A 26,792-nucleotide genomic window follows, 5' to 3' on the forward strand; every position below is an offset into this window, starting at 1 on the left:
ATATCAATTTCTGATGGGCGATAACGCCGATCTTAAGCCATCGCCAACTAAGTTGATGGCAAGGACGCTACATAAAATTGCAACACCTGGAATCGTAACTGTCCATGGTGCAGTTAATAAACTATCTAAACCTTGAGAGACCATCGCTCCCCATTCAGGACTTGGTGCTTGTGCGCCCAAATTTAAAAAACCTAAGGCTGCAATATCAAGAATAGCGGCTGATATCGCTAGTGTTGTTTGAATGATCACGGTTTCCCATACGTTAGGCATAATGACATACCAAAATACTTGAATGGAATTTGCACCATCAAGCCTTGCAGCAGTGACATAGTCTTTTTGTAGCTCTTCATGGACCGCTTGATGAATCGCTCTGACAAACTGTGGCGTTAATGCGATGCCAACAGCCCAAAATACGTTATCAAGCCCCGGTCCCATAACGGCAACAACTAAGATCGCTAGCAATAGTGATGGAATAGAAAGCAATGCATCTAGCAAGTGGCTTAAAATAGACGATTTTAGCCCTTTCATCATGCCTGAAATAGAACCTATGACAAAGCCAACAAGTAAAGAGGCTAGTACGATAGCGAGCGCCATGCCGAAGGTCAGGTGAGCACCATGTAGTAAGCGGCTGAAAATGTCTCTGCCCAAATCATCAGTGCCAAGAAAGTGCTCTACAGTGCCACTGGCATCCCAAGATGGTGGCAGTAATAACGCCGACGGGTCTTGTTGCTCTGGAGAGAAAGGGGCAATCCAAGGACCAAAAATAGCTAAGGTTAATAAACAGCAAACCGCCCAAAGCCCCATAAGTGCAAAAGGGTTATCGGCGAAAGCTTGCCATACTTTTTGCATCGGTGAAGGAATATGATCTTCTTGATAAATTCTAATTCGCGGCATAGATCTCTTTCCTACTTAGCGGATTGTAAGCGTTATGCAGCACTTCAATTAAGATACTAAAAAAGATGATGATAAGTGCTACGCCTAACACGCCGCCTTGAATAACGGTGTAGTCTCGTTGGTATATTCCCGCGACTAGCCAGCTACCAACACCCTGACGTGAAAAAATAACTTCCACAATCATGGCGTAGCTCGCAAAAGTACCCAGCATTAAGCCCATATTTTTTAACACAGGAATAAGCGCGTTTGGCAGTGCATGGCGCAAAACAATGGTACCAGTATGCAAACCACGAGCTTCGGCGGCTTTAATAAATGGCAGTTCCATAATATTAAGCATGGCGGCACGGGTAATTCGCACAACAACTGTAAATGGCAATACCGCTAAGGTAATCGCTGGCAGAATAATATGAAATACTGCGTCTTTAAAAGCAGAGATACGGTAGGCAGAATCTGATAACAATGTGTCAATCAGCATAAAGCCGCTTACTGGCTCGATTTCATATAACAAGTTAATTCGCCCAGAAACAGGCAGCCAACCCAGCTCCACACCAAACCATAACGAAAGCGTTAGACCGAGCCAAAACACCGGGATTGAATAGCCGGTTAAGGTAATGGCCATAATACTGTGTTGGGTGATTTTGTTTTTACTAAGTGATGCGAGCACCCCTAAAGGTACTCCAAACAGCACAGCGATAATACCTGAGACGATAGCTAACTCAAACGATGCGGGAAGTGCTTGAGTGAGTTCTTCTAACACTGGGCGTTGAGAAGTAACAGATAAACCTAGATCGCCGCTTAAGCGAGTTTGAGCATAAGCGATAAATTGTTGCAGTTGGTTACCATTTAATTGGTAGTCAGCTTCAATTTGAGCAAGTTGCTCGGTTGTAGGCGTGGCGATGCCACTCAGTGCAAACGGCTTACTTACAGGAAAGTAACTAGTGGTAATAAATAACACAGTTACTAGAGCTAAACTGGTTGCTAAAAACAGATTTAGTCTGCGAAGGAGGTAACGACCCATTATAACTCTCCTGTTATCGCAATCGTTTTAGCGTGCTCAAAAGAGATCCCGCCAAAGGGCGTCAGTTGAGTTTGTTTAACCGCCTTGCTCTTAAAGGTAAGTTGGGTTGCGTGGGCAAAAGTCATCATAGGTACATGTTCATTAAATAATGCTTCAGCTTGCTGATAGAGTGCTTTGCGCTCACTTTCAATGGTTGTTGCTTTGGCTTTTGCAAGAATTTCATCCATTTCTGCGCTACACCATTGAGCGCGATTACTTGACGATTCGCGAGAAGCGCAGCTCATAATTGGCGAAAAAAAGTTATCAGGATCGCTATTATCGGCATTCCAGCCAATTAACACAGAGTCATAGTCATTTCGATTCAGCTTCTGGTTAAAGACACTCCAATCATAGGTAATAATATTGACATTGACGCCGATATTAGCCAAATCAGCCTGAATTAGTTCAGCGGTTTTAAGTGCATTAGGGTTATAAATTCGTGCAACTGGCATGGCCCAAATATCAATTGTGAGATCGTCAATACCTGCATCTGCTAATAGTGCTCGTGATTTCTCAGGGTTGTATTGATAACTACTTTTATTGTAGTGATACGCCCACGATTGCGGTGGCAGTATGCCATTGGCTTTGATGGCGGTTTCTTGATAAACCGCTCTTAAAATGTTTTGTTTGTCTACCGCATACGCTAATGCTTGGCGAACTCTGACATCATCAAATGGCGCTTTTTGGGTATTGAATGCCCAAAAAGCAACGTTAAATCCAAGTTGAGTGTCAACTTCAAGATTAGGGTGCTGCTTAATTACCGGCAGTTCACCTGCTTTGGGTAGTGCAGAAACGCTACAGTCACCTGTGATTAACTTTGTTAAGCGAGCGCTACTTTGTGGGGTGATATTAAAGACTAGCTGCTCAAATTCAGGCAATGTTCGCCAAAAATCATCATTACGATGATAACGAATAAATTCATTTTTTACGTAATTAACTAGCTTAAATGGTCCGGTTCCTACGGGCATCCTATCGAGCTGTTCTGGCTTACCTACTGCTAATAAATGATCAGCGTATTCTTTAGACAGGATCACTGAAAAGCCCGTTGCTAAGTTAGCAAGAAATGATGCATTGCTTTGTTTTAAGTGAAAAATCACCTCGTCATTAGCGATTTTTTCAATGCTGGTTACTTGCTCTGTAAAGCCGATACTTTGAAAAAATGGATAACCCGTTTGTGAGATCCCATGATATGGATTTTCACTATCAATAATTCGATTGAACGAGAAAATGACATCATCTGCGTTAAAGGGACGCGAGGGAGTAAACCAGTCAGTATGATGAAACTGAACATTTGGGCGTAACTTGAAGCGGTAACTTAAGCCATCAGCTGACGCTTGCCATGAGCTAGCTAGAGCTGCAACAAACTCCCCTGAAACCGGATCGTAATCGATTAAGCTGTCGTAAAGTTGTTGCGACGTAGCATCGATAGTGGTTCCAGATGTCACCAATTGTGGGTTAAATGTCTCTGGGTTTCCCTCAGAGCAATAGACCAAACCAGCAGGAACTTGCTGAGGGCCACAGGCAATGAGTAATAAGCTGATCGGTGTCATTGCAGCGATTAGCTTTATGCTCTTAAGCAGCTGTATCATTGAGAAATCATTTTTGAGCTGAATATTACTTGTTATTTTAACAGTGCCTAAGGCTTAACAGCAATTATTTATCCAGTAAGTTGTATTTCTTTAAGATCCCACGTAGTTGATGGTAGCTTAAGCCGAGTAGTTCAGCGGTTTTTTTCTGATTAAACTGACCAGCTTCTAGGGCCTGTTTTAATATCAGTGTTTCACTTTGTTCACAGTGAGTTTTAAAGTCGATAGGGAAGCTAATGTCGCTTCTGTTATTGCTGTTCGAAGCAACCTCAGTGTTAGTGTTTACTTCTGCACTATCAGTTGGTGTCGGTGTTGGTTGCTGTGATTGAACCGACTGTTGGCGTTCTATCGTTTTGACACGCTTAGTTGGACGATAAGGCGAGGCGAATGGATCGATAATAATCTGTTCAATTGCGCTGTGACTGTCAGCATTACGATAGACACTGCGCTCAACCACGTTTTTAAGCTCACGAATATTCCCCGGCCAGTGATAATCCATTAATTGTTGTATGGCGCTGTTACTGAAACCTTCAAATAACTCTAGTTTTAATTGGCGAGCCATACCTACCGCGAAGTATTCAGCCAGCGGCATGATATCTTCACTTCTATGCCTTAGGGGCGGCAGGGTGATAACATCAAAGGCTAGTCTATCGAGTAAATCTGCTCTAAATTCGCCTGCATCTGCTAAGCTCGGTAGATCTTCATTAGCTGCACAGATAAGCCGCACATCAGTTTGTACTGTTTTGCTGCCACCAACTCGTTCAAATTCACCATATTCAATGACTCGCAGCAGCTTTTCTTGGATCAGTCCTGAAGTATTGGCTAATTCGTCTAGAAATAGCGTGCCGCCATCAGCGCGCTCAAAGCGACCTTCATGTTTCTTACTTGCGCCGGTAAATGCGCCGGCATCGTGGCCAAAGAGCTCACTTTCAAGTAAGTTTTCACTAAGCGATGAACAGTTGAGCTTGATAAAGCTTTGATCCCAACGCTTTGATAAGTAATGTAAGCGTTCGGCGATCAGTTCTTTACCGGTTCCGCGTTCACCAATTATTAGCACTGGCTTAGAAAGTGGTGCGACTTGTGAAATATGCTCCAGCACTTCTAAAAGAGCATTGGACTGACCGATAAGGTTATCTTGTTGAAATTGCTTTCTCACAGTAATTTAGTCTTTAACGCTAATAATTGGTGAAAATAATAATATGATGCGTAGATTATAAATGAAAGTAAAAGTTAATAAATTGTTTAACCTGTTGTATATTAACGGTTTGTAAAAGTTGGCACGGAATGTGGATTATCTTTTGTCGAAACCAATGTTAATTAGAGGAAGTTATTATGGGAATCTTTTCACGCTTTGCAGACATCATTAATTCAAATATCAGTGCTTTACTTGATAAGGCTGAAGATCCAGAAAAAATGGTTCGTCTGATCATCCAAGAAATGGAAGACACACTTGTTGAAGTACGTTCAACTTCTGCAAAAGTATTGGCGGAGAAAAAAGAGATTATTCGCCGTATCGCTAAAGTACAAGAGCAAGTATTAGACTGGGAAAGTAAAGCTGAGCTTGCACTATCTAAAGATCGTGAAGATCTCGCTAAAGCGGCATTAGTAGAGAAGCAGAAAGCAAATGATCTTGCGCAAACACTAGCAGCAGAGTTGGTTGTTGTTGAAGAGCACATCTTACGTCTAAAAGAAGAAGTTAACTTACTTCAAGAAAAACTTGCAGATGCTAAGGCTCGCCAGAAAACCATTATCATGCGTAAGCAAACTGCCTCATCTCGTCTAGAAGTGAAAAAGCAGTTAGATTCAAGCAAAATTGATAATGCCATGAGCAAATTTGAGCAATATGAGCGTCGTGTAGAGAACCTTGAATCACAAGTAGACTCTTATGATTTAGGTAATAAGAAAAGCTTGAACGATGAATTTGCGGCTCTAGAAGCTGAGGACTCTGTTAATGCTGAGCTTGAAGCGCTAAAAGCTAAAATGAAGGAAAGCAAAACCAAAGCTAAATAATTAACACTAATCAGAGGTGAGTTATGAACACGGATATTTTGATGGCTCCAATTATCATCTTTATGATTGTTGTAGCTCCAATATGGCTAATACTTCACTATCGCAGTAAGAGACAGGTTAGCCAGGGACTTACTGAAGAAGAGTTTAGCCAGCTTAATGAGTTAATTGCTAAAGCGGATAAGATGTCTCATCGAATCGATACTCTTGAAGCAATTTTAGATAATGAGGCGCCCCAGTGGAGAAATCGTCATGATTAACTTGATGATTTCTACAACGGCAAACAGAAACGAGATTAAATAGGGAGGATGTAGAGATGAGTGAAGGAAATAAAACCTTATATCGAATTCCTCAATCAGGCAAAATTGCAGGTGTATGTTCAGGGATCGCTGACTACTTTAATTTTGAGACTTGGTTAGTACGCGTAGTTGCGGCATCAATCTTTTTGCTCGGTGGCTCAGGTATAGTATTAATCATCTATGTTCTACTGTGGATGATATTAGATATCAAACCTGGCACGGGCAAAAATGAAGTAGCGAACAAAGAAATTGGCCTGAAGAAAAAAGTTTGGCAGTCAGGTGAGCCAGCTAAAATGGCGTTAAGGGATGTAAATAGCCAATTTAGATCTCTGGAAGTTAGATTACAAAACTTAGAGCGTCACGTTACATCTGACAATTATGATTTAAAAAATCAAATCAACAACCTATAGTTAAATCATCAAGCTATAGTTCATCGACGGGGCAGGCTATACTGCCCTAGAACTTTCTCAAATCGGTTGCACTTCAATATATGGCAAGTCTTAAACAGTCCCTAAAAAAGCTGGGTAAAAATACTCAGGCTGTTGCACTTAGAACCACAGATAGAAATCTACGTTTAGCAGTAACTGGCCTAGCTGGTGCTGGTAAAACGGCTTTTATTACAGGCCTTGTCAATCAGCTATTACATTCAGGACTAACAGATACTGGGTCACAACTGCCTTTATGGCGAGTGGCTAGAGATAGTCGGCTTTACGGGGTAAAGCGTGACTTGCAGCCTGATTTGACGATTCCAAGTTTTAACTATGATGCCGCCATTCAGTCATTGACTACTGAGCCACAATCATGGCCGGTTTCCACACGAAATATCAGTGAGTTACGACTAGCCATAAAATACCGTCCAGCCAAAGGCTTACTGGCAAAACTAACCGATAGTGCCACCTTATACTTAGATATTGTTGATTACCCGGGAGAGTGGTTATTAGATCTGCCAATGTTAAAGCAGTCTTTTCAACAGTGGTCGGCTCATCAATCTACCCGTAAGAATATTTTGCAGCGTTCTGTTCATTTTGAAGCCTTTTCGCAAATGCTAACAAGTGTTGAGCTTGCCGCTGCCGCGGATGAGTTAAAACTGCAGCAGATAACCGATTTATATCAGAAGGTACTGCAAGATTGTGTCAGTAATGACGGCTTCTATTATGCTCAACCGGCTCGATTATTATTGCCCGGAGAGCTTGAAGGAACGCCGGTTTTAGCCCTATTTCCGTTACTAGATTTAGACGAATTAGCTTTTGAAGCCTTGGAGCAATCTGCACCAAATAGCTTTTATCACACACTAAAACAGCGCTATTACGAGTATGTCAGCCGAGTAGTAAAGCCATTTTATCAAGACTATTTTGCGAAGTTTGATCGGCAAATAGTACTGGTTGACTGCTTTACGCCACTCAATAGAGGTCGCGAACAATTTGATGATATGAAAGCGGCATTGCACGGAGTGGTAGAAAGTTTTCACTTTGGCCAATCGAGTTTATTGAAACGGTTATTTTCACCAAAGATAGACAAGCTTTTGTTTGCTGCAAGTAAAGTTGACCATGTCACTCGTGATCAGCAAGGTAATGTATTATCGCTGTTAACCCAGTTGATCCAGCAGAGCCAACAGCTAGCTAAATTTGAAGGCTGTGAGGTTGAAACTATGGCGATTAGTGCCATTAAATCAACTAGTCATGGCATGGTTAAACAAGAAGGTAAAGAGATTGAAGTTGTGCGTGGTATTGAGCTCAATGAGCGTAAGCCTGTGACCTTGTTCCCTGGTGAAGTGCCTAAATCGCTACCTTCTGCGGATTTTTGGGATAAGCAGGGGTTTGAGTTTATTAACTTTGCTCCATGTAACAATCAGCACACTAGCCGCAGTAGTGCTGATTTTGAACATATTCGTTTAGATCATGTATTACAGTTTTTATTGGGCGATAAGCTTAAATAATAACTGAGTCGCACAGAGAATATAAAAGTGAGTAGTTATGTCTCAAGATGAGCCGTTGATTAAGAAGCAACAACGTTTTGATTCGCAAGAACAGATCCCAGAAGAAAGCTTTGCTGGATCTGTCAGCTTCGAATCAAATGTTGAATTTATTGAGGGCAAGCCACTAACTGATGTTGAGTTAGAAAAAACGATTGAGCAGCACCTCTCAGGCTTTGAAAGTGTCGATGTTAGCAAACACAAAGCTGCACAGAACAAACCGAGTAAGCTAGCTAAACTGTGTTTAATTGGTATTGCTTTATTGGTAACTGTTGAAGCGATACTTGGGCTACAAGCTGCATTTATGCAAAGTACTTGGTTGTTCAGTCTATATGCCAGTGTGACAACGTTAGTGGTGTTGTGGGCTGGTAAAGTTGCCTTAAGTGAATGGCGTCAGCTAAAGGCATTAAAGCAGGTTGAAGATAGCCAAGTGGTCGGTCAACGCTTATTGCACAGCATGCAAATGGGGGAAGCTGATGAGTTTATCAGCTCCATTACAGCAAAGTTACCAAGTTCAGCCGCAATATCCAAGTTTCAGCAGAGTTTGACACTTGAGCAAAACGACGCTGAAAAGCTAATGTTGTTTGACGAAATCGTACTCACGGAGCGAGATCTAGCGGCCAAGAAAATAGTGCGCCGTTTTGCTCAAGAATCAGCGCTACTTTTAGCTGCTAGCCCATTGGCTGTTTTAGATATGGCAATCATATTATGGCGTAACCAAAGCATGATAAATCAGCTGGCAAAATGTTACGGTATTGAGCTGGGTTACTGGAGTCGAGTCAAACTTATCCGCGGTATTATAAGTAATATTATTTATGCAGGCTCAAGTGAAATTGTGACTGATTTAGGTACGCAGTTATTGTCTGTTGAAATGTCAGGTAAATTATCGGCCCGTCTTGGGCAAGGCTTAGGCGGCGGACTGTTAACCGCAAGGTTAGGCTATCAGGCAATGGCACTGTGCCGCCCGCTTGCGTTTAGCCCGACTTCTAAACCAAAACTATCGAGTATTCATAAAGAGCTGTTGCTGAGTTTAAAAGAGCTTTCATCAAGCGTGCTGAACAAAACGATGAAGCCTAGCGTCAAAGCCGAGAAAGTTGAACGCAGCTAGTGATTTTTTGCTAATCAGTGTCACAGTTGAATTGTTTATTTAGCGTCGGCGTTAGGGGAGGCCTTGGTAACTGCTCATCCTGATGTTAATACCAATTAGTATAAAGACTTGGTCGCTCTGAGTAGATCAACTTCTTATACTAATTGGTATAAGAAGTGCTAGATAGCCTTGCTTTATTGAGCTAGTCTCAGCGAAGTTGACCAGATAGAGTTAGTCTTTTTAGTTAATTCAGCGGCTCATTATTGTTGGCAAAAACTCTTTTGTACCCCACCTCCCCATGTAACACTTTGTTTACATTTTGACTTGTGTCAATTATCTCCTTTCAGTTTCAAATTCGATTCGCTTGGTTCATCTTGAGACTTGTCTATAGCCAATCTTTGTCGTTACTTCTGCAGTTTTAAGTAACAGTGAACCCTAAAAACTCTGTATCTAAATTAATAGCAAGGTGAATAGAGTTGATGAAACGCTTTTAACCAAAGGTAGAAAATGTATGCAAGATAAATGGCAGCTGGCAACCAAGGTTATCCACGCAGGGCATGAAAAAAATGAAACAGGCGCATTGGTCAGCCCTATGTGTCAAAGTGCAACCTTTGTTTTTGATAATGCCGAGCAGGGAGGAGCCCGCTTCTCTGGTGATGAACACGGCTATATTTATACTCGGCTGGGCAACCCTACAACTGCCGAGCTTGAAAGGAAAATCGCTGCTTTAGAGGGCAGTGAAGCCGCAGCTGCAACGGCTTCTGGTATGGCTGCTGTATCGGCGGCACTGCTCGCTAACTTAAAAAGTGGCGATCATCTAGTGGCATCCAATGCGGTTTATGGCTGTACTTTTTCGTTGATGAACTCCCAGCTCAGCAAATTTGGTATTGAGGTTAGCTTAGTTAACTTCAACGATAGAGCCGCGATAATTGCCGCAATACGACCGACCACCAAAGTGATTTTTTGTGAGACTCCGGTTAACCCGCATTTAGATGTTTATGATTTAAATATGATAGCCAGTATTGCGAAGCAGCATGATTTGATAAGCATAGTGGACAATACATTTATGACGCCTTTGCTGCAGCAACCGATTAAGCATGGCATTGATATTGTGGTACACAGTGCGACCAAGTACTTAAATGGCCATGGCGACGTAATAGCTGGGCTCATTTGTGCAAGTGATGAGCAGATGCAAGTAATTAAATACGAAGTGCTAAAAGATATTGGCTCAGTGCTTTCTCCTCATGATGCATGGTTAATTTTACGTGGATTAAAAACATTAGATGTGCGAATTGCAAGACATTGCGAAAATGCTGAAAAAGTCGCGCTATTCCTAGAGCAGCATCCTAAAATCGCCAAAGTGTATTACCCAGGGCTGAAGAGTCATGCAGGCCACACTTTGCTTGGCGGGCAAATGCGCAGAGCGGGTGGTGTCATTGCTTTTGAATTGATCGCAGGATTTGAGCAATCGCTGCAATTTATTAACCAGTTATCGCTGTTTTCAATTGCTGTGAGTTTAGGCGATGCCGAGTCATTAATTCAGCATCCTGCTTCGATGACGCACTCTCCCTATACTAAGGAGCAACGCGAGTTGGCGGGTATCACAGATAATTTGCTTAGAATATCAGTAGGGTTGGAATCTGCTGAGGACATTATTCAAGCTTTGGCAGATGGTTTAGCGCGGCTCTAATGGCTGAACAAGTGAATAAAAGCCCTGCCTTATGGCAGGGCTTATCTATTAGATCTCCCAGAATGTGTGGGCGATGATGTAAAGTACAACCATACTAATAAAGTTAATGATTACCCCGGCTTTCATCATTTCAGACTGCTTGATGTAGCCTGAACCATATACTATTGCATTTGGTGGGGTAGCTACCGGAAGCATAAAGGCACAAGAAGCAGCGATACCGATTAATACAGATAACATTACAGGTGATAACCCAAGTGCTTCGGCAATGGCTGCAAATACAGGTACTAACAATGCAGCACTAGCGGTATTACTGGCAAACTCTGTCAGCATCACAACAAAGGCAATCACAGCAAATGTAAATAGTGCCATATGGGTATTACCAAAGATGTCTGTTATCCAGTGAGCTAAAAATACGCTAGTACCGGTTGCTTTTAACACTGCACTGAGCGTTAGGCCGCCACCGAATAAGATGAGTACTCCCCAATCTGTTGTTGACTCGATTTTTTTCCACTTTACCAAACCAAGGCCAGCTAATAGCACAACCGAGCTAAGCGCAACTATGGTATCGAACTTTGAGATCCCGCCTAGTGCTTGAGAAATCGGCTTGCTGAAGATCCAGCAACAAACAGTACTGAGAAAAATAAGTAAGGTAAGTTGGCCTTGAAAAGTGAGTGATTGCTTTTCTGTTTTTATCTCACAAACCATAGAAAGATCAGGCTTTAGATATAAATACAAGGCAATTAACATCATAGGTAACATGATAGCGACGGTGATCAAACCAAACTCAAGCCAATCAGCAAACGACAAACCAACTTGTGCGGCAGCAATTGCGTTGGGTGGGCTGCCAACCAAAGTGCCTATACCACCAATATTGGCAGAGTAGGCAATACCTAACAATAGAAATAGATAAGTGCTTTTATGCTTCTTAATATCAATTTGATGCAAGATACCCAGTGCCAGAGGCAGCATCATTGCTGTCGTCGCAGTGTTACTGATCCACATAGAAAGGCCAGCAGTGATCCCAAATAGCATTAAACACGCCACAGATAAACGGCCTTTAGAGGCACCAAGTACTTTTTGGGCAATCAGTTTATCAATACCTTGATGGTTCAGCGCAGCAGCTAACACAAAGCCACCAAAGAAAAGGTAGATAATCGGGTTAGCAAAGTGGCTCATTGCAGACTGGGTTTCAAAAACACCAAATAGTACGGCTAAGATCGGCACTAGAATTGCGGTAATACTGATGTGGATAGCTTCAGTTAGCCATAAGATTGCTGCAAAGACCAACATGGCTAAGCCAGTATTAACACCTTGTTCAAAAGGAAGAAAATTATACATTAAAAACAACAACAGAATATCCGCAGCGAGAATGATTAAGTTCTTTTGCTGTTTAGACATTTTACTATCGGTAGAGTCGGGTATTTTGGTTGATTCAAATGACATTTGAATGCCCTTATTATTTTAAGTTGGCTCACTCTAATTCAGCTTTGATTAACTTCAAAATCTGTAGGGGCGTTAAAAATTTTCAGTTTCGATCGATAAAAAAAGTGAGGTGACTCACCAAAGTGGTGAAAATGCGAGCTGAGTTCGGGCTGACTGTGCTGATTTTTCGGAATTCACTCATCAAATCATTGAATATTTGATAAGGACCTCAAGTAACTGAAAGTTATTTGTAATATCCATAATGTGATCGCGGTCACTTTAGTTGCTGGTCTGATGTGATGGTGGGCACTTGATGGATAAAAGCTGAACTATGATCTACCTTTTACTAGTGGCCAAGGAAAAGGATTGACGGCCATTAATACATGGAAAAATAAGGAGCACTTATGTATAAGTCTATTTTATCTGTTTTATTTCTATCAAGTTTACTTGTATTTTCAGTTGAAGCTGCACCTAAAGTTACGGATGTTGCTGCTAAGCAAGAGAATAGCCAAACCCGCTTAGTAAAAATAAACAGCGCTACCGTTACAGAGCTAGCAGCATTAGATGGAGTTGGTGAGGTTAAAGCTCAGGCAATTGTCGAGTACCGAAAAGCGAATGGTAACTTTAAATCTATTGAGCAACTAAATGAAGTAAAAGGTATTGGTGACAAATTGATCGATAAGAACAGAGCCAATTTAAGTCTCTAGTATATCGATTACTCGCTTTCAAGCGTATAAAAAGCCCTTTTTTAAGGGCTTTTGTTTATAGAATCGTCGATTGAACTAAAACTCGCATAAGTTAAGCGATAATCACTTGATTGCTGAGGATGCATAATAGATAATGCAGTCGTTCTTTAGGGCTGGGCTCTAATGAAATCTATGGTGACCCTAGGGTCCCTCCGCAATGATAACTTGTGAACTCGGCCAGGCCCGGAAGGGAGCAACCGCAGCAGGCGACTCATGTGCCGGAGTGTGGCTCTAGGGGAGCCTCCAAAACTCCCCTTAAAAGTAATAAACTCCTGACTTTAATAGATCATGTAGCTGTGCTTTCAGTCTTTTATCTTAAATCGGCCTAGTTGTACAATTCGTTTGGACCACCTCAATCAAAACAGAATAAGCTCCTTGTTTAACGTTTATTATTGCTTTTCAAAAACGCTCGTGACTTTTCTAGTGCTTTTTGGATCTCATCTTTCATTTGCTGCAGTTCGTTATAATCTTCAAAGAAATAGGTATCAACTAGATGGCGAATATAACGTGTTGGCAGCTGGTTAAGGGTGATACAACAAAGGTCGGCGAGATAGTCAGAAGGTAGTTCGTCAAGTAAGCCTTCATCTGACAACATTTCGAGTAATAATACTTCGTAATAGTTTCTGATCTCTAATTGCATGGCTCTTCCCTTGTTACTATACAAACTATTGCTAGTTTAACGTCACTGCCACACGTCATTGGCTGCGATGAACAACTGACTATGTCGCTGAGTTAACTTTGTAATATCTTTACTGTAACCGCCGCCTATCACACAAGCAATCGGGATATTGGCTGATTTTGCTTGTTGTAATATCAGCTTGTCACGCTCGAGAAGTCCTTGGTCGCTGATCTGTAAATATCCGAGGCGATCATCTTGATGAATATCGACGCCTGCATCGTAAATGATGAGATCAGGTTGATGTAACCTGATTAAATAAGCCAATGTTTGAGTGACCGTTTCCAAGTATTGTTTATCTTCAGTGCCACGAGCTATCTCAATATCATAGTCTGATCGTTGTTTGCGGCTAGGGAAGTTTTCTTGGCAGTGTAGTGAACAGGTAATGATATTGCTATTGGATTGCACAATAGTCGCAGTGCCATCGCCTTGATGAACGTCACAGTCAAATATAAGTACAGTTTCAATATTGTCGTTTTGCAGACTGTGTATGGCCGCAAGGGCGAGATCATTGAAGATACAGTAACCACTGCCATACTCATGGTGAGCATGATGGTAACCACCACTTAAGTGAAGGGCACAGCCATGCTCAATAGCTTGCTCGCAGGTGAGCGCTGTACCCGCAACAGAAAAAAGCGTGCGTTCGACTAATGCTTCACTCCATGGAAATCCAATACGCCGTAGGGCTTTACTATCAATTGAGCCGTCAATAAAACTTGCAACATAGCTGGGTTCATGAAGTTGGGTGAGATATTTTTGTGTGACCTTTTCTGGCGCAAGAAATTGGCTGCTGAGTGCAATACCTTGCTCAATAAGGTATTCATATAGATGTTGGTATTTTGAGCCTGGGAATTGGTGTGTAGCAGGTAACGCCAGCTTAGAGTAGCTGGCGTGATAGATTAATGGCAGCATGACTATGCTATAGGTTTATAGCTGTTTAATTGCCCAACTCATGAACTCTTTTCGAGTTTGCTCGTCAGCTTGTAGCCACCAATATTGAAGCATTTGCTCTGCTTTTGCCGTGTCAGCTGTTGCTGCAGCTGGCGCAGCCTTTGTTGTTTCAGGTAAGGTTGCTGCTGCGGCCGGAGAAGGTTTACTGACTGGTGCGGTTGGCGTTGCTGCAACCGCTGCTGCGCCTGCGCTGGTAATTGCGGCTGCTTCAGCTTCAACATCGGTTGGGTTGTTGCCACTGAATAAGCGGGAAACAAACGACTCTTCACCAATATTAGTTTGGGTTACCTTGTAGTTAACGCTACCTTTGTCTTCACGTGTTATAACTACCTGAGGTGCTTTAGCAAAACTCTTTGGATTTTTGACGAACTCACCATCAGCAGGTTTAAGTTGGTAGCTATAGTCGCCGTCTACATCAATCGTTACGATAAAAGCATTTGATTTGATATTTGTTTCACTATCACTGAAGTCATCAGAAACAAGGTCGTTGTAACGAATGGCGATTTTGTGGGTGCCTTGATCTAGCTCTATTTCTGATTTGTGGTTAAATAGACTGGTTTCAACTTCTTTACCATCAACAGCTATGTATTCAAAAGCCATTGGGATATTGAAGTCTGCAGCAAAAACGGCTGAAGAACCACAAAGAGCGAGAAGTGCGGTAATAGTTAAACGTGGTTTCATGATTGTTCCTTAACGATTTTGACTTTTAAACGGTCGCTCGAATAATTGAATGCGATCTTCAATATAACTGGTCGCTTGGCGACATTTTCCTAGTCGACTATGCAGCGATAAAATCTCATGCTGCAACTTGATTTTGTCAGCACTATGACAGTTTTCAAGTGAAGATTGCAAATTTTGAATTTTTTGTTCAATAATCTTAGCCCAGTTCAAATGTTTATTAAGCTCTTCATAGAGTTGATGGCTATTTTGCATCACATTTGACGCTATCCAGCTAAAGCCACTTTCGGCGTGGGCTTTATTACCGCGCTTAATCGCATAGGCGCGTCGACTACGTTTTTGTTGCTCAATGGATTTGACATTAATGCTGGTGGTCGATAGTGCACGCCTTAACGCGCTAAATCTATCTTGAATTTTTTCACAACTCGATACTATGGTGTAATGCGAGCGTTTTGCTTTTAATAGTTGTTCTAGCTGGGTGATATTTTTCGCTAACTGTTCAATACACGGCTGCAGCTGCCCACCGACCTGCATAAACAGTTCGCTGTTAAAGCGTTCAACATCTTGCATCATCTTTCGTTGGCCCGGTGGCAACTTCGAATCGTGCTGTAACACTTCTTGTTCTAACTGTTTCAACTGTTGCTTCAGTTTTGCCACAAGTTGCTCATTGGTCATAGCCAAGCACTCCACACTAATTGCGCAGCAATTAATAGTATAACGGTAATGAAAATTGGGCGGATAAATGGCAGACCAAACTTAATGGCTGAATGTGCTCCCAAGTAGGAGCCTGCCATCATACAAAGGCCCATAGATAAACCTACGCCAATATGCACTTTACCTAATGCGATAAAGATGATCAGTGAGGTAAGGTTACTGGTAAAGGTCATAGCACGGGCAAGGCCACAACTATAGAGTAATGGTAGTTGATGTAGGCCGGTACTAGAAACAGTCCAAAAAGCCCCAATGCCAGGGCCTGCGAAGCCGTCATAAAAACCTAAGGGTAAACCTTGTAACCATTGTTTGATTTTGCTCTTGCGACGAGTCGGTATTTTATGATTATTGTCTCCCATCGCATTGGGCTGAAATAGTGTATACAGCGCAATGGCGATAATCATAATCGGCAGCCACTTTTCTAACCATTGGTTATCAATTAGGTAGACAATAAATGTCCCTAATACAGCGCCTATAAATGTGGCGATAAAAGTGTGGTACCACAATGATGGAGTGAATAAACGCTGCTTATAATAAGTATAAGCTGCCATCGACGAGCCAAAGCTTGCTGCTAATTTATTGGTGCCAAGGGCCATATGTGGTGATACGCCCATGGTTAAAAGGGCTGGGATTGATAATAGCCCACCGCCACCTGACACCGCATCAATAAACCCGGCGATAAAACCGACTAATGCAAGTATGGCCCAACTGCTTGGGTCGAGTAGTAAATCCAATATTTATCCTATTCAATCACACGGCGAAATGGCGGCAAAGCATCTAGCAGTGACTTGCCATAACGCTTGGTCACTAAACGTCGATCAAGAATGGTAATTCTGCCGTAATCTTGCTCTTTACGTAATAATCTACCACAGCTTTGCACTAGTTTACGTGACGCATCTGGAATGGTTAATTGCAAAAACGGGTTTCCGCCTTTGATTTTAATGTATTCCGAATGAGCTTGCTCAACGGGTGATGTTGGTACTGCAAAAGGCAATTTAGTAATAATAAGGTTAGTCAGGTATTCTCCGGGTAAATCGAGACCTTCAGAAAAGCTACCTGTACCAAAGATAATACTCGGTTTACCTGCATCGCAGCGCGCTTTGTGCTGTTTTAAGATCTCTTGCCTTGGCATAGTACCTTGGATAAGTAAGCCCGTTTTGATTTTCGATTCAACTAAATCGGCTACTTTCTCCATTTGCCAGTATGATGCAAATAGCACTAGGCTTGCAGATTCATCCTCAACAAGGGCAACGATGTGCTTTGCTAACTCGTCAGTGTATTTATCATCTGTCGGCTCACAATCCATTTTAGGTAAAAAGAGTGTAGCATTTTGCTCAAAATCAAAAGGTGAATCTAAGGCCAAATAGCGGCTGCCGTCATTTATCGATAAGCCTACTTGGTGAGTAAAGTGGTTAAAGTTATTGAGAGCTCTCAAGGTTGCACTGCATAACACCACGCCAGCCGCTTTATCCCATAATAGGTTTTCAAGCATAAAGCCGACTTCAATAGGCGATGCATTAAATAAGTAGTCAGCTTGCTTGCCACTTAATTGTTCAATCCAGCGAGCCATTGGCGCACCTTTGGGGCTGTCTTCCTTAGCCATCATTTTCCAAAGCTTTTGCAGATTTTCTAAGCGCTGCAGCATAAAGCCTGTTTCTGATAACAAGGCTTCAGATTGGTGCTTAGGGAGCTCACCATCTTTAATCGCTTCATTTAACAGCGATACCATTTTATTAAATTGTTTGAGCGCAAGATTAGACGCTGTAGCTAAATTTTCAGCCAGTACCATTAACGCAGCTGGTAGTTTGCCATGTTCAAAGCGAAAACGGTTTTCTGGGTTATCAAATTTGGCCGATTGTGCATCACAAAACTGGCCAACTTGATTGAGCATCCCAGCAATGTCACCTATATGGTCCAGCATGGATTGCGCAGGAGCAATAATATAGTTGCTCTTAATTTGATTCTGCAGCTTGCTAGTGGTTTTAGTGAGTTTTTCTAGCCAGTCATTGGCACCGCGAATAGTGGCTTGTGCGCTACTAAAATCTCGGGCAACAATGGGTAAATGATGGGCCTCATCGATGACGTAATAGAGATCTTCTGGTTCAGGCAGAATTACCCCACCACCCAGCTCTAAGTCGGCAAATAACAAACTATGGTTGGCGATTAATACATCCCAAGTGTCGATATCTTCGCGAGCTTTATGAAACGGGCAGTTGCGATGGCTTGCAAGCTGACGGTGACAACTGTGCTTATCACAGGCAATTTGTTGCCATAAATGATCGGCAATAGGCTTAGTTAACGTGTCGCGTTCGCCGTTCCATATACCATCTTGATAGTCTTTTAATAGCCCCTCTAGCATATCGACTTGGCTTTGATCCGGCTTGGTTTGCCACATCGCCATCTGGCTGCTGTTATCAGGCCCAACTAACATCTCTAATTTCGACAAACAAACATAACGCTGGCGACCTTTTACTAAACCAAAGGTAAAGTCCAGACCTGATTGTTGCAGAAAAAACGGTAGATCTTTATGTAGCAATTGCTCTTGTAGTGCCACAGTCGCAGTTGCAATACAAACTTTTTTCTTACTGGCTAATGCAAGGGGGATTGAACCTAGAATATAAGCAAGAGACTTACCAATACCCGTGCCGGCTTCAACAACAATGATCCGTCGCTGCTTGTCATATTCACCAGCGAGCGTTTTGGAGATTTCTGCCACAATATAATTTTGTTCGCGGCGTGGGCGAAAGTTAGGCAAGGAGGTTGAAATGCCTTTATATATGGTCCGAATTTGGGTTTTAACGTCTGCGGTTAACATGAATGCACTAAGCTAATAAATAGTGCTGTACATAATAACAGTGATTACTTAGCCTAAGAAGCGTTTAGTGATGATTAGTGAATTTAATTGAGAATTAAATATGAAAATAGCGGTGAATGAGCAACAACTGATTAAGGGCAGAGTGTTAACTCGGCATGCTATTCACCGACAAGGCCAGTTAGTTTTACAGTATTTTATTCAAACACAGAGTGGCCCAGTAACTGTTGAGGTACTGGAGCAAGAGCATGTGTGTTTTATCAAATCCGGTGATTATTCAGTGCTTGCGTCAACCGATGCTGTGCAAGGAGTAAGATCGGCCGCGGTTAAATTAACCAGCTTTAGCGGTGAGTCAGTTATCGCTTTGTATTGTGCTGACGGACGTCAGTTGCGCAATTTAGTTCGAACTTGTAAAGATCTTGATGTAGAGCTTTTTGAAGCGGATATTAAGGCTGAACATCGGTTCTTAATTGAACGCTTTATTGCATTAGATGTTGAGTTTTATGGTCAATTTGCTGAAATGATCGGTCAAACCTCAGCTGAGCCTGTTTTTATTGCCACTAGAGCAAGGCAAGCTGAAACCAATATACATTTGAGTGCAATATCGCTTGATTTTGAGTGTAGTTTTTCAGGAGAGCTTTATTCCGTTGGCCTTTACGGTCAGTCTGCTGAAGGCGTTGTTTATCGAAAAGTGATTATGGTGGGCACTCCGCCTGAACTAGAACAAGGTCTAGAGCATAATATCGAGACTGATTATATTGAGTGGGTTGAACATGAGCTGGCGTTAATTGAACGCTTGATTGCTTGGTTTGCTGAATATGATCCCGACATCATTATTGGCTGGGCGGTGGTCACTTTTGATTTAGCCTTGCTGTATCGTAGAGCTAAGCATCATGGTATAGCGCTAACTATAGGTCGCGATAAGCAGCCGCTTAGTTGGAAAGTTGAGGATAAATATCGCCCTGAAACTTTGTCTTTACCGGGTAGGGTGGTATTAGATGGTATAGATTGGCTTAAGGCGGCTTTTTATCAATTCGACCGCTATTCTTTAGAGCATGTTGCGCAAGTTTTACTTGATGAAGGTAAGGCCATTCATAACGTTGACAATCGTATGGATGAAATTAATGACTTATTTAATAACGATAAACTAGCGCTTGCTCACTACAACATTACTGATAGCCGTCTTGTTTGGGATATTTTTGAGAAAACCCAACTATTTGATTTTGTACTTGAGCGCGCCAAACTTACTGGCCTTGAACTTGGTCGGGTTGGCGCATCGGTTGCTGCGTTTAATAATCTTTATTTACCACACTTACATCGCAGTGGTTTTGTGGCGCCAAGTCGGCCAGCTAGCGATGGTATTGAGAGTCCTGGCGGCTATGTAATGGATTCTGTGCCAGGCTTATACAAACATATTCTGGTTTTAGACTTTAAGAGCTTGTATCCCTCAATTATCCGTACCTTTTTGATTGATCCTAAAGGTTTAGTCGAAGGGCTTACTTTAGCTGAAGAGTCAACAGTTCCCGGTTTTCTTGGTGGACGCTTTAGCCGCAACCAGCCCATTTTGCCTATGTTGATTAAAAAGCTGTCAGAGCAACGCGAATTGGCTAAATCCCATAGTAATGCGCCTTTATCTCAAGCGATTAAAATCATTATGAACTCTTTATATGGCGTGCTGGGATCTCGTGGTTGCGTGTTTCATGATGCAAGGCTTGCTAGTTCAATTACGATGCGAGGCCATGAAATTATGAAGCAAACTCGTCGTTGGGTTGAGGCTGAGGGTTATGATGTGATCTACGGTGATACAGATTCGACCTTTGTTTGGTTAGGTAATGAGTTTGACGCTAATTTGATAGAACAAACAGGTCGATACTTAGCCGACAAAATTAATCAATTGTGGCAGCAAAAGTTAGCGCAGGAGTTTGCGTTAACTAGTTATTTAGAACTTGAGTTTGAAACCCATTTTGAACACTTTTTCATGCCGACATTAAGAGGATCTGTTGAAGGTTCTAAAAAGCGCTATGTGGGTATAAAGAGTGATTCTGGCGGTGAACCTAAACTGATTTTTAAAGGCATGGAGCAAGTACGTAGTGATTGGTCTCCTTTAGCACGTCGGGTTCAGTATGAGTTATACCAGCGTTTATTTAACCAGCAAGATGTTGTTGCTTACTTGAAGGAGGTTACTGAACAGCTGAATCGAGGCGAGCTTGACGATGAGCTAGTTTTTACCAAATCACTAAGACGCAACCTAGAGGATTATACTGCTAAATCTGCCCCCCATTTAAAAGCTGCGCGTCGGCTTTGGCAGGTGACCGGAGATGAGCAGTATACTAAACGTGGTTCAAGAATCGAATATGTTATGACGGTTAATGGCGCCGAACCGATGGGGCACTGCCTTGGCGCAATTGACTATGAATATTATTTATCAAGGCAATTAGAACCCATAGCTGAGCCTGTTCTTACTATTTTGAAAACTAATTTCATCGAAATAACCTCAGCGCAGATGTCGTTAATTTAAGGGTTTTGTTATTAATCCACGGCTAATTAAATGTTAACGGTTGGTTTAATCTTTTGTTTGTTCTGTATTTGCTAGTTAATTAGGTGCAAAAACTAGCAAATAGTGTGATGTTCGTCTTTGAGTGGTAGATAATCTTTTGCTAATCTCCGCATTAATCAGGATAGAAAGAAAACAACGGAATGGAAGACGATTTGAATGAAGCAGACTGAACAACATTAAGGTTAGGCAAATTAAATGAAAAAGACTTTAGTAGCATCGGCTTTGGCCGCAGTAATATTTGTGCCAACAGCATCAGCAATTGAAATCTACAAAGATGACAAAAATGCGGTTGAAATTGGTGGTTTTATCGATGCTCGAGTGATTAACACTCAAGGTTCTACAGAAGTGGTTGATGGTGCATCTCGTATCAACTTCGGTTTTACTCGTGAAATGACTCACGGCTGGAAAGCTTACACAAAACTTGAGTGGGGCATTAACCCATTCGGTAACACTGATATTGTCTATAACAGTGAAAGTAACTTTGCATCTCAAAGCAGCGACTTCTTAAACAACCGCCTAGGTTATGTTGGTTTAGCTCATGACACTTATGGTTCTATCACCATTGGTAAGCAATGGGGCGCATGGTACGACGTAGTTTATAACACTAACTATGGTTTTGTATGGGATGGTAACGCTTCAGGTACTTATACCTACAACAAAGCTGATGGTGCTGTAAATGGTACTGGTCGCGGTGATAAAACTGTTCAATACCGTAATGCGTTTGGTGATTTCAGCTTTGCGCTACAAGCACAGTTAAAGCAAGATGAGTTTGAAGTTGATGAAGTACCAGGTGCTTCTAGCCCAATCTTACCAACTGCTAGCTTTATGAATGTTAAGGCTGCAGGTGTTAACGTACAAAACTCAGTAACAACAGTTGAGTACAACTACACATATGGTGGTGCAGCAACTTATAACGTTACTGACAAGCTAACACTTACTGCTGGTTTCAACTTAGGTGAGTTTGAAGCAACAACTTCAGCTGGTAAACGTCTAACTGAAACAGATTCTATCTACGGTGTGGGTGCGACTTGGGGTAACTGGGATGCAGAAGGTGTATACGCTGCATTTAACGTAAACAAGCAAGAGTTCCACGATACAGACAACCTAGGTCGTATGTTGCCAGAAGCATGGGGTCTTGAATCTCTAGCTTCTTACAAGTTTGAAAACGGTATCCGTACTTTCGTTTCTTACAACATCTTAGAAGCGGGTGATGAGTACGAAGCTGCATACGATGGTGATGTATTCAAGCGTCAGTTCGCAGTAGCTGGTGTGCACTATGTTTGGGACTCAAACACAGTACTTTACCTAGAAGGTCGTAAAGACTTCAGTGACTTCTCAGGTGCTAACGAAGAAGCAATGGCTAAGTCTGAAGATGACGGCATCGCAATTGGTATCCGTTACACTTTGTAATTAAGCAGTCAGCTTAACGCTTAGCTAATATATAGTTAAGATAATTTAAAACCGAGCTCCGAAAGGGCTCGGTTTTTTGTTTTTGTCTAAAATTGGCTTTTCGATGCAGTGGTATAAATTGTAAAAATCTCGTCAATTGTTTGACGAGCCAAAGAAATGTCAGCCTGTTAATTGGCAATCTTTAGGTTTGCGGCTAAATTATGCTCAGTTAGGTGGGGTAACTATTTATTGCGTGCTAAGTGCACATTATTCATGATAACTATATGTATCCCCGTGCTTTTTTGTTGCATTGTCACCTTGTAAATAATATGTTACACGTCGTGTGGTAGAAACCTGGTTTTACGTAGTACTATCTGCATTTCTTTTATTTTAAAAGTTACCACTTGCCAGTCTAAGGGGACAAACGCACATTGTTTCTCTATTCCTTCCTTTAAATTAAGCTTTGATTTAAATTGCTTTTTAATCAATCGCTTACTTGCTTGTCTGTTTCGCGTTTTTCTAATGTTTTCATTCTTATGCTTCTACAATTAAAGAAGGGTAGCCTTCTAAATAAACAGTGGTCATTAGCGCTCGCTAAATTAGTGTTTACTGCAAAGTTATTGCTGTGAATTTTTAATTAATACAAGTGTTGTAAAAATGTTTCTGATATGTTTTTATTTGTGTGCAAATTCAAGTTCGATTTAACAAGTATTTAAATATAAAAGTCGAACAGAAGAGCTAAAAAAATAAAAGAAAGTCCAGGGAGATTTACAATGCATAAGAGTAATTTATTAGCTAACTCAGTGCGTTTCGCGCTTGTTAGTGGTGCTATGGCTGCCGCGTTTACCGCTCCAGCAGTTGTGGCTGCTGATGAAGATGGTGTAGAACGTATTGAAGTAACTGGTTCACGTATTAAAAGAACTGATCTAGAAACAGCTTCACCTATGACTACTATTACAGCTGAACAAATGGCTGTTCAGGGGATTCAAGACGTAGGTCAGTTCCTTCAAAATAGTGCAGTTATGTCTGGTTCACCAGCTATGACTACAACTAACAATGGTGGTAACGGTGGTACTTTCGTAGAGCTTCGTGGTCTTGGTTCTTCTAGAACTTTGGTTTTGGTTAACGGACGTCGACCTGTTTCTTCTGACTTTCAATCAATTCCAAGTTCAATGATTGAGCGTATTGAAGTATTAAAGGATGGTGCTTCGGCAACATACGGTGCAGATGCTGTAGCAGGTGTTGTTAACATTATCACACGTCGTGATTTTGAAGGAATTGAGGCTACATTCCAGACAAGTAATTCATTTGATGTAGATGCAAACCAACAAAACAGCTTTAGTTTAGTAGCGGGTAAAGCCTTCGATGATGGTCATCTTGTAGTCGGTGTCGATTATGTTAAGCAGGATGAAGTCTACCAAGGTGATACAGATGCCAAGGTGATACAGATGTTGACTTTTTAAACAACCCTTGGGTTATTTTTGGCGCAGAGGCTGAAGAGTCGTTCTGGAAAAATGGCTTAATTGGTGAAGGTCCTGATTCAAATGCATACTTCCTCGGAAGTGGATCAACACCTTGTGGTCAGTATTATTTGGCGTCAGGTCCAAGCCAAACTAACGGCGTATGTGATGGTGGTATTGCATCTCTTGATGATATGCGTGACTTCACTGATGCAGATACTTATAACTACAACCCTGTAAACTATCTTCAAACACCTTATGAAAAATTGAACTTTTTCGTAGAAGGTCATTTTGATTTCAACGAGAATGTGTCTGTTTATTCTGAGACACGTATCAACCACCGTAAATCTCGCCAAGAATTAGCAGCTGTGCCATACGATACGCGTTATGACCCTGCTTATACTGGTGTAACTCCAGATGGCACATCATTTAATGGTGTATCTAGAGATAACTTCTATAACCCATTCGGTGAAGACGTTCTGCGTTCACGTCGTCGTATGTTAGAGGGCGGTCGTAGTTTTGAGCAAGATGTTACACGTTTCCAGCAAGTTATCGGATTTGAGGGTGATATCGGTGATAACTATTACTACGATGTTAACTATAACTATGGACATAGCTCTACAGCCTCTACTGACTTTGGTCAACTATACGGACCAAACCTAGCTAAGGCTATGGGACCTTCGTTCCAAAATGCTGATGGTGATATTGTTTGTGGTACTCCAGATGCACCTATTGCTGACTGTGTTTCAATGAACGTATTTGGCGGTCCAGGTTCTGTTACGCAAGAAATGCTTGATTATGTTTCTGCTCCGTTAATTGATTCTTCAACTTACACACTTCAAACAGTTACTGCATTTGTTGGTGGCGATGTATTTGAATTGCCAGCAGGTACTCTTTCTGGTGGTTTAGGTTACGAATACCGTAAAGAAGAACTGAATGCTGTTAATGATTCAGGTAAGTTTATGGGTGAAGTAACCGGCAATAAAGGTAAAGGTACTTCTGGATCTTTAGAAGTAAACAGTCTTTTCGGTGAATTTGTTATTCCTGTTCTAGCTGATCTTCCAGCAGTTGAACGTTTAGATCTTAAAGCGGGTATTCGTTATGATGATTTTGATGCATTCGACGCATCAACTACCTATCAGTTAGGACTAGAGTGGGGAATCATTGACGGCCTATTGTTCCGCAGTACCTACGGCACCGTATTCCGTGCTCCTGGAATTGGTTCTTTATACGCACCGGAATCTGATTCATTCCCAAGTGCTACAGATCCATGTCGTTCAGGAAACTGGAACGAGCTAACAAGCACTCAGCAGGGCTATTGTATTGCTGATGGTGTACCTGTTGGCGGTAGCAATAACACTGATTCACAGCAGTTAGCGCAAACTGGTGGTAATCCAGAGTTACAACCTGAAGAGGGCGATACTTTCACTGTAGGTGTAGCATATTCACCTAACTTTGTAGAAGGCTTGGGACTAACAGTTGATTACTGGGCTATTGAACTAGATGATGTTATTGACTCAATCAGTGCTGGTGATTCATTAGATGGTTGTTATCTAGGTGGTGTTTCTTCACTGTGTGATAACATCGAGCGAACAAACGGTGAAATTAGTTATATTAACGAAAAATCAGTAAACCTAAGTCGTATGACTGCTAAAGGTGTTGACGTTGAAGCTAACTATGCGTTAGAAGCTCTTGCTGGAGACTTTGCTTTCAACCTTTCTTGGACTCACTTCCTTGAGCGTGAAAACCAAGTTTATAACGCAACTACAAATGTTTTTGAAATGGAAGATCTTAATGGTCGTTTCAAAAATGACACAAGTTATGCGACGGATAAACTTAACTTCACAGCAGGTTACACTTGGGAAGATCTTACTGTTAGTTATAACATGAACTATATCTCGGGTCTTGAATATGATGATTTAACTTATTGGGGAACTACTCCAAACGATCCTAACGATCCAAGTAAAGGTAATCACCAATATGAAGTTGATTCATTTGTCTACCATGATGTGACAGTGGCTTATAACTTTGATTTCGGCACTAAGATCAGTGTTGGTGTTACCAATATTAGTGATGAGCAACCGCCGTATATCGAGCCTGCGTTTAATGGTAGTACAGATGAAAGTACATACCGTTTATTTGGACGTAGCTGGTTTGCACGTATTAGCCAGAAGTTCTAATGTTTAGTTCTTTGTTGTAATAGAAACCGCTAACATTAAGTTAGCGGTTTTTTTTTGCAATAAATATTTAGATGAAGAGTATTGCTAGGTTTCATGGAAGAGGTTGCTTAAAGCCAAATTCATTTGTAAAGGATGCACTAGAATTTGTAGCTATTCAGTATAAATATTTAGTCTCCGTCCAGGATCGTTTTTCGCTGCCTACTTTTGCGTTGAAATACTTCACAAGGGAGTAACCATTCATCCTGTTATTCGTGTTGAATTAGTTTTCTAAAATACCTCTGAGTCGATCAACTTCTAATACTAATTGGTATTATTTTGATTTGACCCTAAATTGTGGATAAACATCTAAAATAATCAAATTTTCGGATTAGATTAGTTAACTTGGTTTTTTGCAATCATTAGATAAGCTCAAAACAAGTGTTAGAGTATGGTCAATTTGGTGGAATGTTGACTATAGGTGAATTATCAATTTTGAGCGCTATATGGCGGCTATTTTGAATTCGGTAAAAAGCGGTGAGTTGATGGAACAATATCCTATTAAAATAGTGCACTAATCCTATCTGGTTCAGATTTTCAGAGTTGACAGTATGGTCTTTGTTGATGGTTCAAGCCAACTGA

Annotated in this window: 22 protein-coding genes and 1 other RNA gene; 12 read left to right on the plus strand and 11 right to left on the minus strand. The window is 41.5% G+C overall.

What is annotated here, in order from left to right:
- Positions 1–3: 3 nt before the first annotated feature.
- From L884_RS0114865 to pspF, 4 genes are all read right to left on the minus strand, one after another.
- The gene (locus L884_RS0114865; RefSeq protein ID WP_028768231.1) at positions 4–894 is read right to left on the minus strand and encodes an ABC transporter permease subunit; all 891 of its coding nucleotides are present in this window, start codon (positions 892–894) and stop codon (positions 4–6) included.
- Complete coding sequence (locus tag L884_RS0114870) at positions 881–1,912, minus strand: ABC transporter permease (RefSeq protein ID WP_028768232.1); 1,032 nt, start codon at positions 1,910–1,912, stop codon at positions 881–883. The genes L884_RS0114865 and L884_RS0114870 overlap by 14 nt, the downstream gene beginning before the upstream one ends.
- A complete protein-coding gene (locus tag L884_RS0114875) occupies positions 1,912–3,540 on the minus strand; it encodes an ABC transporter substrate-binding protein (protein ID WP_028768233.1) in 1,629 nt (542 codons plus the stop codon). The genes L884_RS0114870 and L884_RS0114875 overlap by 1 nt, the downstream gene beginning before the upstream one ends.
- A 64-nt stretch (positions 3,541–3,604) precedes the next feature.
- On the minus strand, positions 3,605–4,693 hold the full coding sequence (pspF, locus tag L884_RS0114880; RefSeq protein WP_028768234.1) for a phage shock protein operon transcriptional activator: 1,089 nt from the start codon (positions 4,691–4,693) through the stop codon (positions 3,605–3,607).
- A gap of 176 nt (positions 4,694–4,869) precedes the next feature.
- On the opposite strand from pspF, the gene pspA reads away from it, so the two are divergent.
- The 6 genes from pspA to L884_RS0114910 all read left to right on the plus strand — a co-directional run bounded on the left by pspA (position 4,870) and on the right by L884_RS0114910 (position 10,592).
- A complete protein-coding gene (gene pspA, locus L884_RS0114885; protein ID WP_028768235.1) occupies positions 4,870–5,547 on the plus strand; it encodes a phage shock protein PspA in 678 nt (225 codons plus the stop codon).
- A gap of 23 nt (positions 5,548–5,570) precedes the next feature.
- Complete coding sequence (gene pspB, locus L884_RS0114890) at positions 5,571–5,804, plus strand: envelope stress response membrane protein PspB (RefSeq protein WP_028768236.1); 234 nt, start codon at positions 5,571–5,573, stop codon at positions 5,802–5,804.
- 56 nt (positions 5,805–5,860) lie between these two features.
- Complete coding sequence (pspC, locus tag L884_RS0114895) at positions 5,861–6,253, plus strand: envelope stress response membrane protein PspC (protein ID WP_028768237.1); 393 nt, start codon at positions 5,861–5,863, stop codon at positions 6,251–6,253.
- 80 nt (positions 6,254–6,333) lie between these two features.
- Positions 6,334–7,779: a YcjX family GTP-binding protein gene (locus L884_RS0114900; RefSeq protein ID WP_028768238.1), complete on the plus strand. Its 1,446-nt coding sequence runs from the start codon at positions 6,334–6,336 to the stop codon at positions 7,777–7,779.
- 37 nt (positions 7,780–7,816) lie between these two features.
- Positions 7,817–8,923 carry a TIGR01620 family protein gene (locus L884_RS0114905; RefSeq protein ID WP_028768239.1) on the plus strand — a complete coding sequence of 369 codons (1,107 nt, stop codon included), beginning with the start codon at positions 7,817–7,819 and terminating at the stop codon, positions 8,921–8,923.
- A gap of 490 nt (positions 8,924–9,413) precedes the next feature.
- Entirely contained in the window at positions 9,414–10,592 is a 1,179-nt protein-coding gene (locus L884_RS0114910; RefSeq protein WP_028768240.1) for a trans-sulfuration enzyme family protein, read from the plus strand.
- A gap of 48 nt (positions 10,593–10,640) precedes the next feature.
- Here L884_RS0114910 and L884_RS0114915 read toward each other — a convergent pair whose 3' ends face one another.
- Complete coding sequence (locus L884_RS0114915) at positions 10,641–11,990, minus strand: SLC13 family permease (RefSeq protein ID WP_374991369.1); 1,350 nt, start codon at positions 11,988–11,990, stop codon at positions 10,641–10,643.
- A gap of 428 nt (positions 11,991–12,418) precedes the next feature.
- Between L884_RS0114915 and L884_RS0114920 the strand changes: the two genes are divergently transcribed.
- A complete protein-coding gene (locus tag L884_RS0114920; RefSeq protein ID WP_028768242.1) occupies positions 12,419–12,721 on the plus strand; it encodes a ComEA family DNA-binding protein in 303 nt (100 codons plus the stop codon).
- Between the two features lie 180 nt (positions 12,722–12,901).
- An RNA gene (ffs, locus tag L884_RS22905) (signal recognition particle sRNA small type) lies at positions 12,902–12,998 on the plus strand.
- 141 nt (positions 12,999–13,139) lie between these two features.
- On the opposite strand, the gene L884_RS0114925 is transcribed toward ffs, so the two are convergent.
- Genes L884_RS0114925 through dinG form a run of 6 tightly spaced genes read right to left on the minus strand, consistent with a single transcriptional unit; the run spans position 13,140 to position 18,591 of the window.
- Positions 13,140–13,400, minus strand: a complete 261-nt coding sequence (locus tag L884_RS0114925; RefSeq protein WP_028768243.1) for a late competence development ComFB family protein — start codon at positions 13,398–13,400, stop codon at positions 13,140–13,142.
- 42 nt (positions 13,401–13,442) lie between these two features.
- The gene (locus L884_RS0114930) at positions 13,443–14,348 is read right to left on the minus strand and encodes a histone deacetylase family protein (RefSeq protein WP_156925695.1); all 906 of its coding nucleotides are present in this window, start codon (positions 14,346–14,348) and stop codon (positions 13,443–13,445) included.
- A 15-nt stretch (positions 14,349–14,363) separates the two neighbouring features.
- A complete protein-coding gene (locus L884_RS0114935; RefSeq protein ID WP_028768245.1) occupies positions 14,364–15,068 on the minus strand; it encodes a DUF2057 domain-containing protein in 705 nt (234 codons plus the stop codon).
- 9 nt (positions 15,069–15,077) lie between these two features.
- The gene (locus L884_RS0114940; RefSeq protein ID WP_028768246.1) at positions 15,078–15,740 is read right to left on the minus strand and encodes a primosomal replication protein; all 663 of its coding nucleotides are present in this window, start codon (positions 15,738–15,740) and stop codon (positions 15,078–15,080) included.
- Positions 15,737–16,510 (minus strand): sulfite exporter TauE/SafE family protein, encoded by a 774-nt coding sequence (locus L884_RS0114945; protein ID WP_028768247.1) that lies wholly within the window; start codon positions 16,508–16,510, stop codon positions 15,737–15,739. The genes L884_RS0114940 and L884_RS0114945 overlap by 4 nt, the downstream gene beginning before the upstream one ends.
- 8 nt (positions 16,511–16,518) lie before the next feature.
- Entirely contained in the window at positions 16,519–18,591 is a 2,073-nt protein-coding gene (gene dinG / locus L884_RS0114950) for an ATP-dependent DNA helicase DinG (protein WP_028768248.1), read from the minus strand.
- 100 nt (positions 18,592–18,691) lie between these two features.
- Between dinG and L884_RS0114955 the strand changes: the two genes are divergently transcribed.
- The 4 genes from L884_RS0114955 (at position 18,692) to L884_RS22190 (ending at position 26,174) form a co-directional block, all read left to right on the plus strand.
- The gene (locus L884_RS0114955) at positions 18,692–21,106 is read left to right on the plus strand and encodes a DNA polymerase II (protein ID WP_028768249.1); all 2,415 of its coding nucleotides are present in this window, start codon (positions 18,692–18,694) and stop codon (positions 21,104–21,106) included.
- A 234-nt stretch (positions 21,107–21,340) separates the two neighbouring features.
- Positions 21,341–22,555: a porin gene (locus tag L884_RS0114960; protein ID WP_028768250.1), complete on the plus strand. Its 1,215-nt coding sequence runs from the start codon at positions 21,341–21,343 to the stop codon at positions 22,553–22,555.
- A 752-nt stretch (positions 22,556–23,307) separates the two neighbouring features.
- Positions 23,308–23,997, plus strand: coding sequence for a TonB-dependent receptor plug domain-containing protein (locus L884_RS23435; protein ID WP_156925696.1), 690 nt, complete (start codon positions 23,308–23,310; stop codon positions 23,995–23,997).
- A 128-nt stretch (positions 23,998–24,125) separates the two neighbouring features.
- A complete protein-coding gene (locus L884_RS22190; protein ID WP_156925697.1) occupies positions 24,126–26,174 on the plus strand; it encodes a TonB-dependent receptor domain-containing protein in 2,049 nt (682 codons plus the stop codon).
- The last annotated feature ends 618 nt before the right edge of the window (positions 26,175–26,792 follow it).

The organism is Shewanella fidelis ATCC BAA-318 (assembly GCF_000518605.1).
Taxonomy (GTDB): domain Bacteria; phylum Pseudomonadota; class Gammaproteobacteria; order Enterobacterales; family Shewanellaceae; genus Shewanella; species Shewanella fidelis.

Excerpts from the sequence above, each read along its gene's own strand:
- L884_RS0114865 (WP_028768231.1), bottom strand. The coding sequence starts at position 894 with ATGCCGCGAATTAGAATTTATCAAGAAGATCATATTCCTTCACCGATG.
- L884_RS0114870 (WP_028768232.1), bottom strand. The coding sequence starts at position 1,912 with ATGGGTCGTTACCTCCTTCGCAGACTAAATCTGTTTTTAGCAACCAGT.
- L884_RS0114875 (WP_028768233.1), bottom strand. The coding sequence starts at position 3,540 with ATGATACAGCTGCTTAAGAGCATAAAGCTAATCGCTGCAATGACACCG.
- pspA (WP_028768235.1), top strand. The coding sequence starts at position 4,870 with ATGGGAATCTTTTCACGCTTTGCAGACATCATTAATTCAAATATCAGT.
- pspB (WP_028768236.1), top strand. The coding sequence starts at position 5,571 with ATGAACACGGATATTTTGATGGCTCCAATTATCATCTTTATGATTGTT.
- pspC (WP_028768237.1), top strand. The coding sequence starts at position 5,861 with ATGAGTGAAGGAAATAAAACCTTATATCGAATTCCTCAATCAGGCAAA.
- L884_RS0114900 (WP_028768238.1), top strand. The coding sequence starts at position 6,334 with ATGGCAAGTCTTAAACAGTCCCTAAAAAAGCTGGGTAAAAATACTCAG.
- L884_RS0114905 (WP_028768239.1), top strand. The coding sequence starts at position 7,817 with ATGTCTCAAGATGAGCCGTTGATTAAGAAGCAACAACGTTTTGATTCG.
- L884_RS0114910 (WP_028768240.1), top strand. The coding sequence starts at position 9,414 with ATGCAAGATAAATGGCAGCTGGCAACCAAGGTTATCCACGCAGGGCAT.
- L884_RS0114915 (WP_374991369.1), bottom strand. The coding sequence starts at position 11,990 with ATGTCTAAACAGCAAAAGAACTTAATCATTCTCGCTGCGGATATTCTG.
- L884_RS0114920 (WP_028768242.1), top strand. The coding sequence starts at position 12,419 with ATGTATAAGTCTATTTTATCTGTTTTATTTCTATCAAGTTTACTTGTA.
- L884_RS0114925 (WP_028768243.1), bottom strand. The coding sequence starts at position 13,400 with ATGCAATTAGAGATCAGAAACTATTACGAAGTATTATTACTCGAAATG.
- L884_RS0114930 (WP_156925695.1), bottom strand. The coding sequence starts at position 14,348 with ATGCTGCCATTAATCTATCACGCCAGCTACTCTAAGCTGGCGTTACCT.
- L884_RS0114935 (WP_028768245.1), bottom strand. The coding sequence starts at position 15,068 with ATGAAACCACGTTTAACTATTACCGCACTTCTCGCTCTTTGTGGTTCT.
- L884_RS0114940 (WP_028768246.1), bottom strand. The coding sequence starts at position 15,740 with ATGACCAATGAGCAACTTGTGGCAAAACTGAAGCAACAGTTGAAACAG.
- dinG (WP_028768248.1), bottom strand. The coding sequence starts at position 18,591 with ATGTTAACCGCAGACGTTAAAACCCAAATTCGGACCATATATAAAGGC.
- L884_RS0114955 (WP_028768249.1), top strand. The coding sequence starts at position 18,692 with ATGAAAATAGCGGTGAATGAGCAACAACTGATTAAGGGCAGAGTGTTA.
- L884_RS0114960 (WP_028768250.1), top strand. The coding sequence starts at position 21,341 with ATGAAAAAGACTTTAGTAGCATCGGCTTTGGCCGCAGTAATATTTGTG.
- L884_RS23435 (WP_156925696.1), top strand. The coding sequence starts at position 23,308 with ATGCATAAGAGTAATTTATTAGCTAACTCAGTGCGTTTCGCGCTTGTT.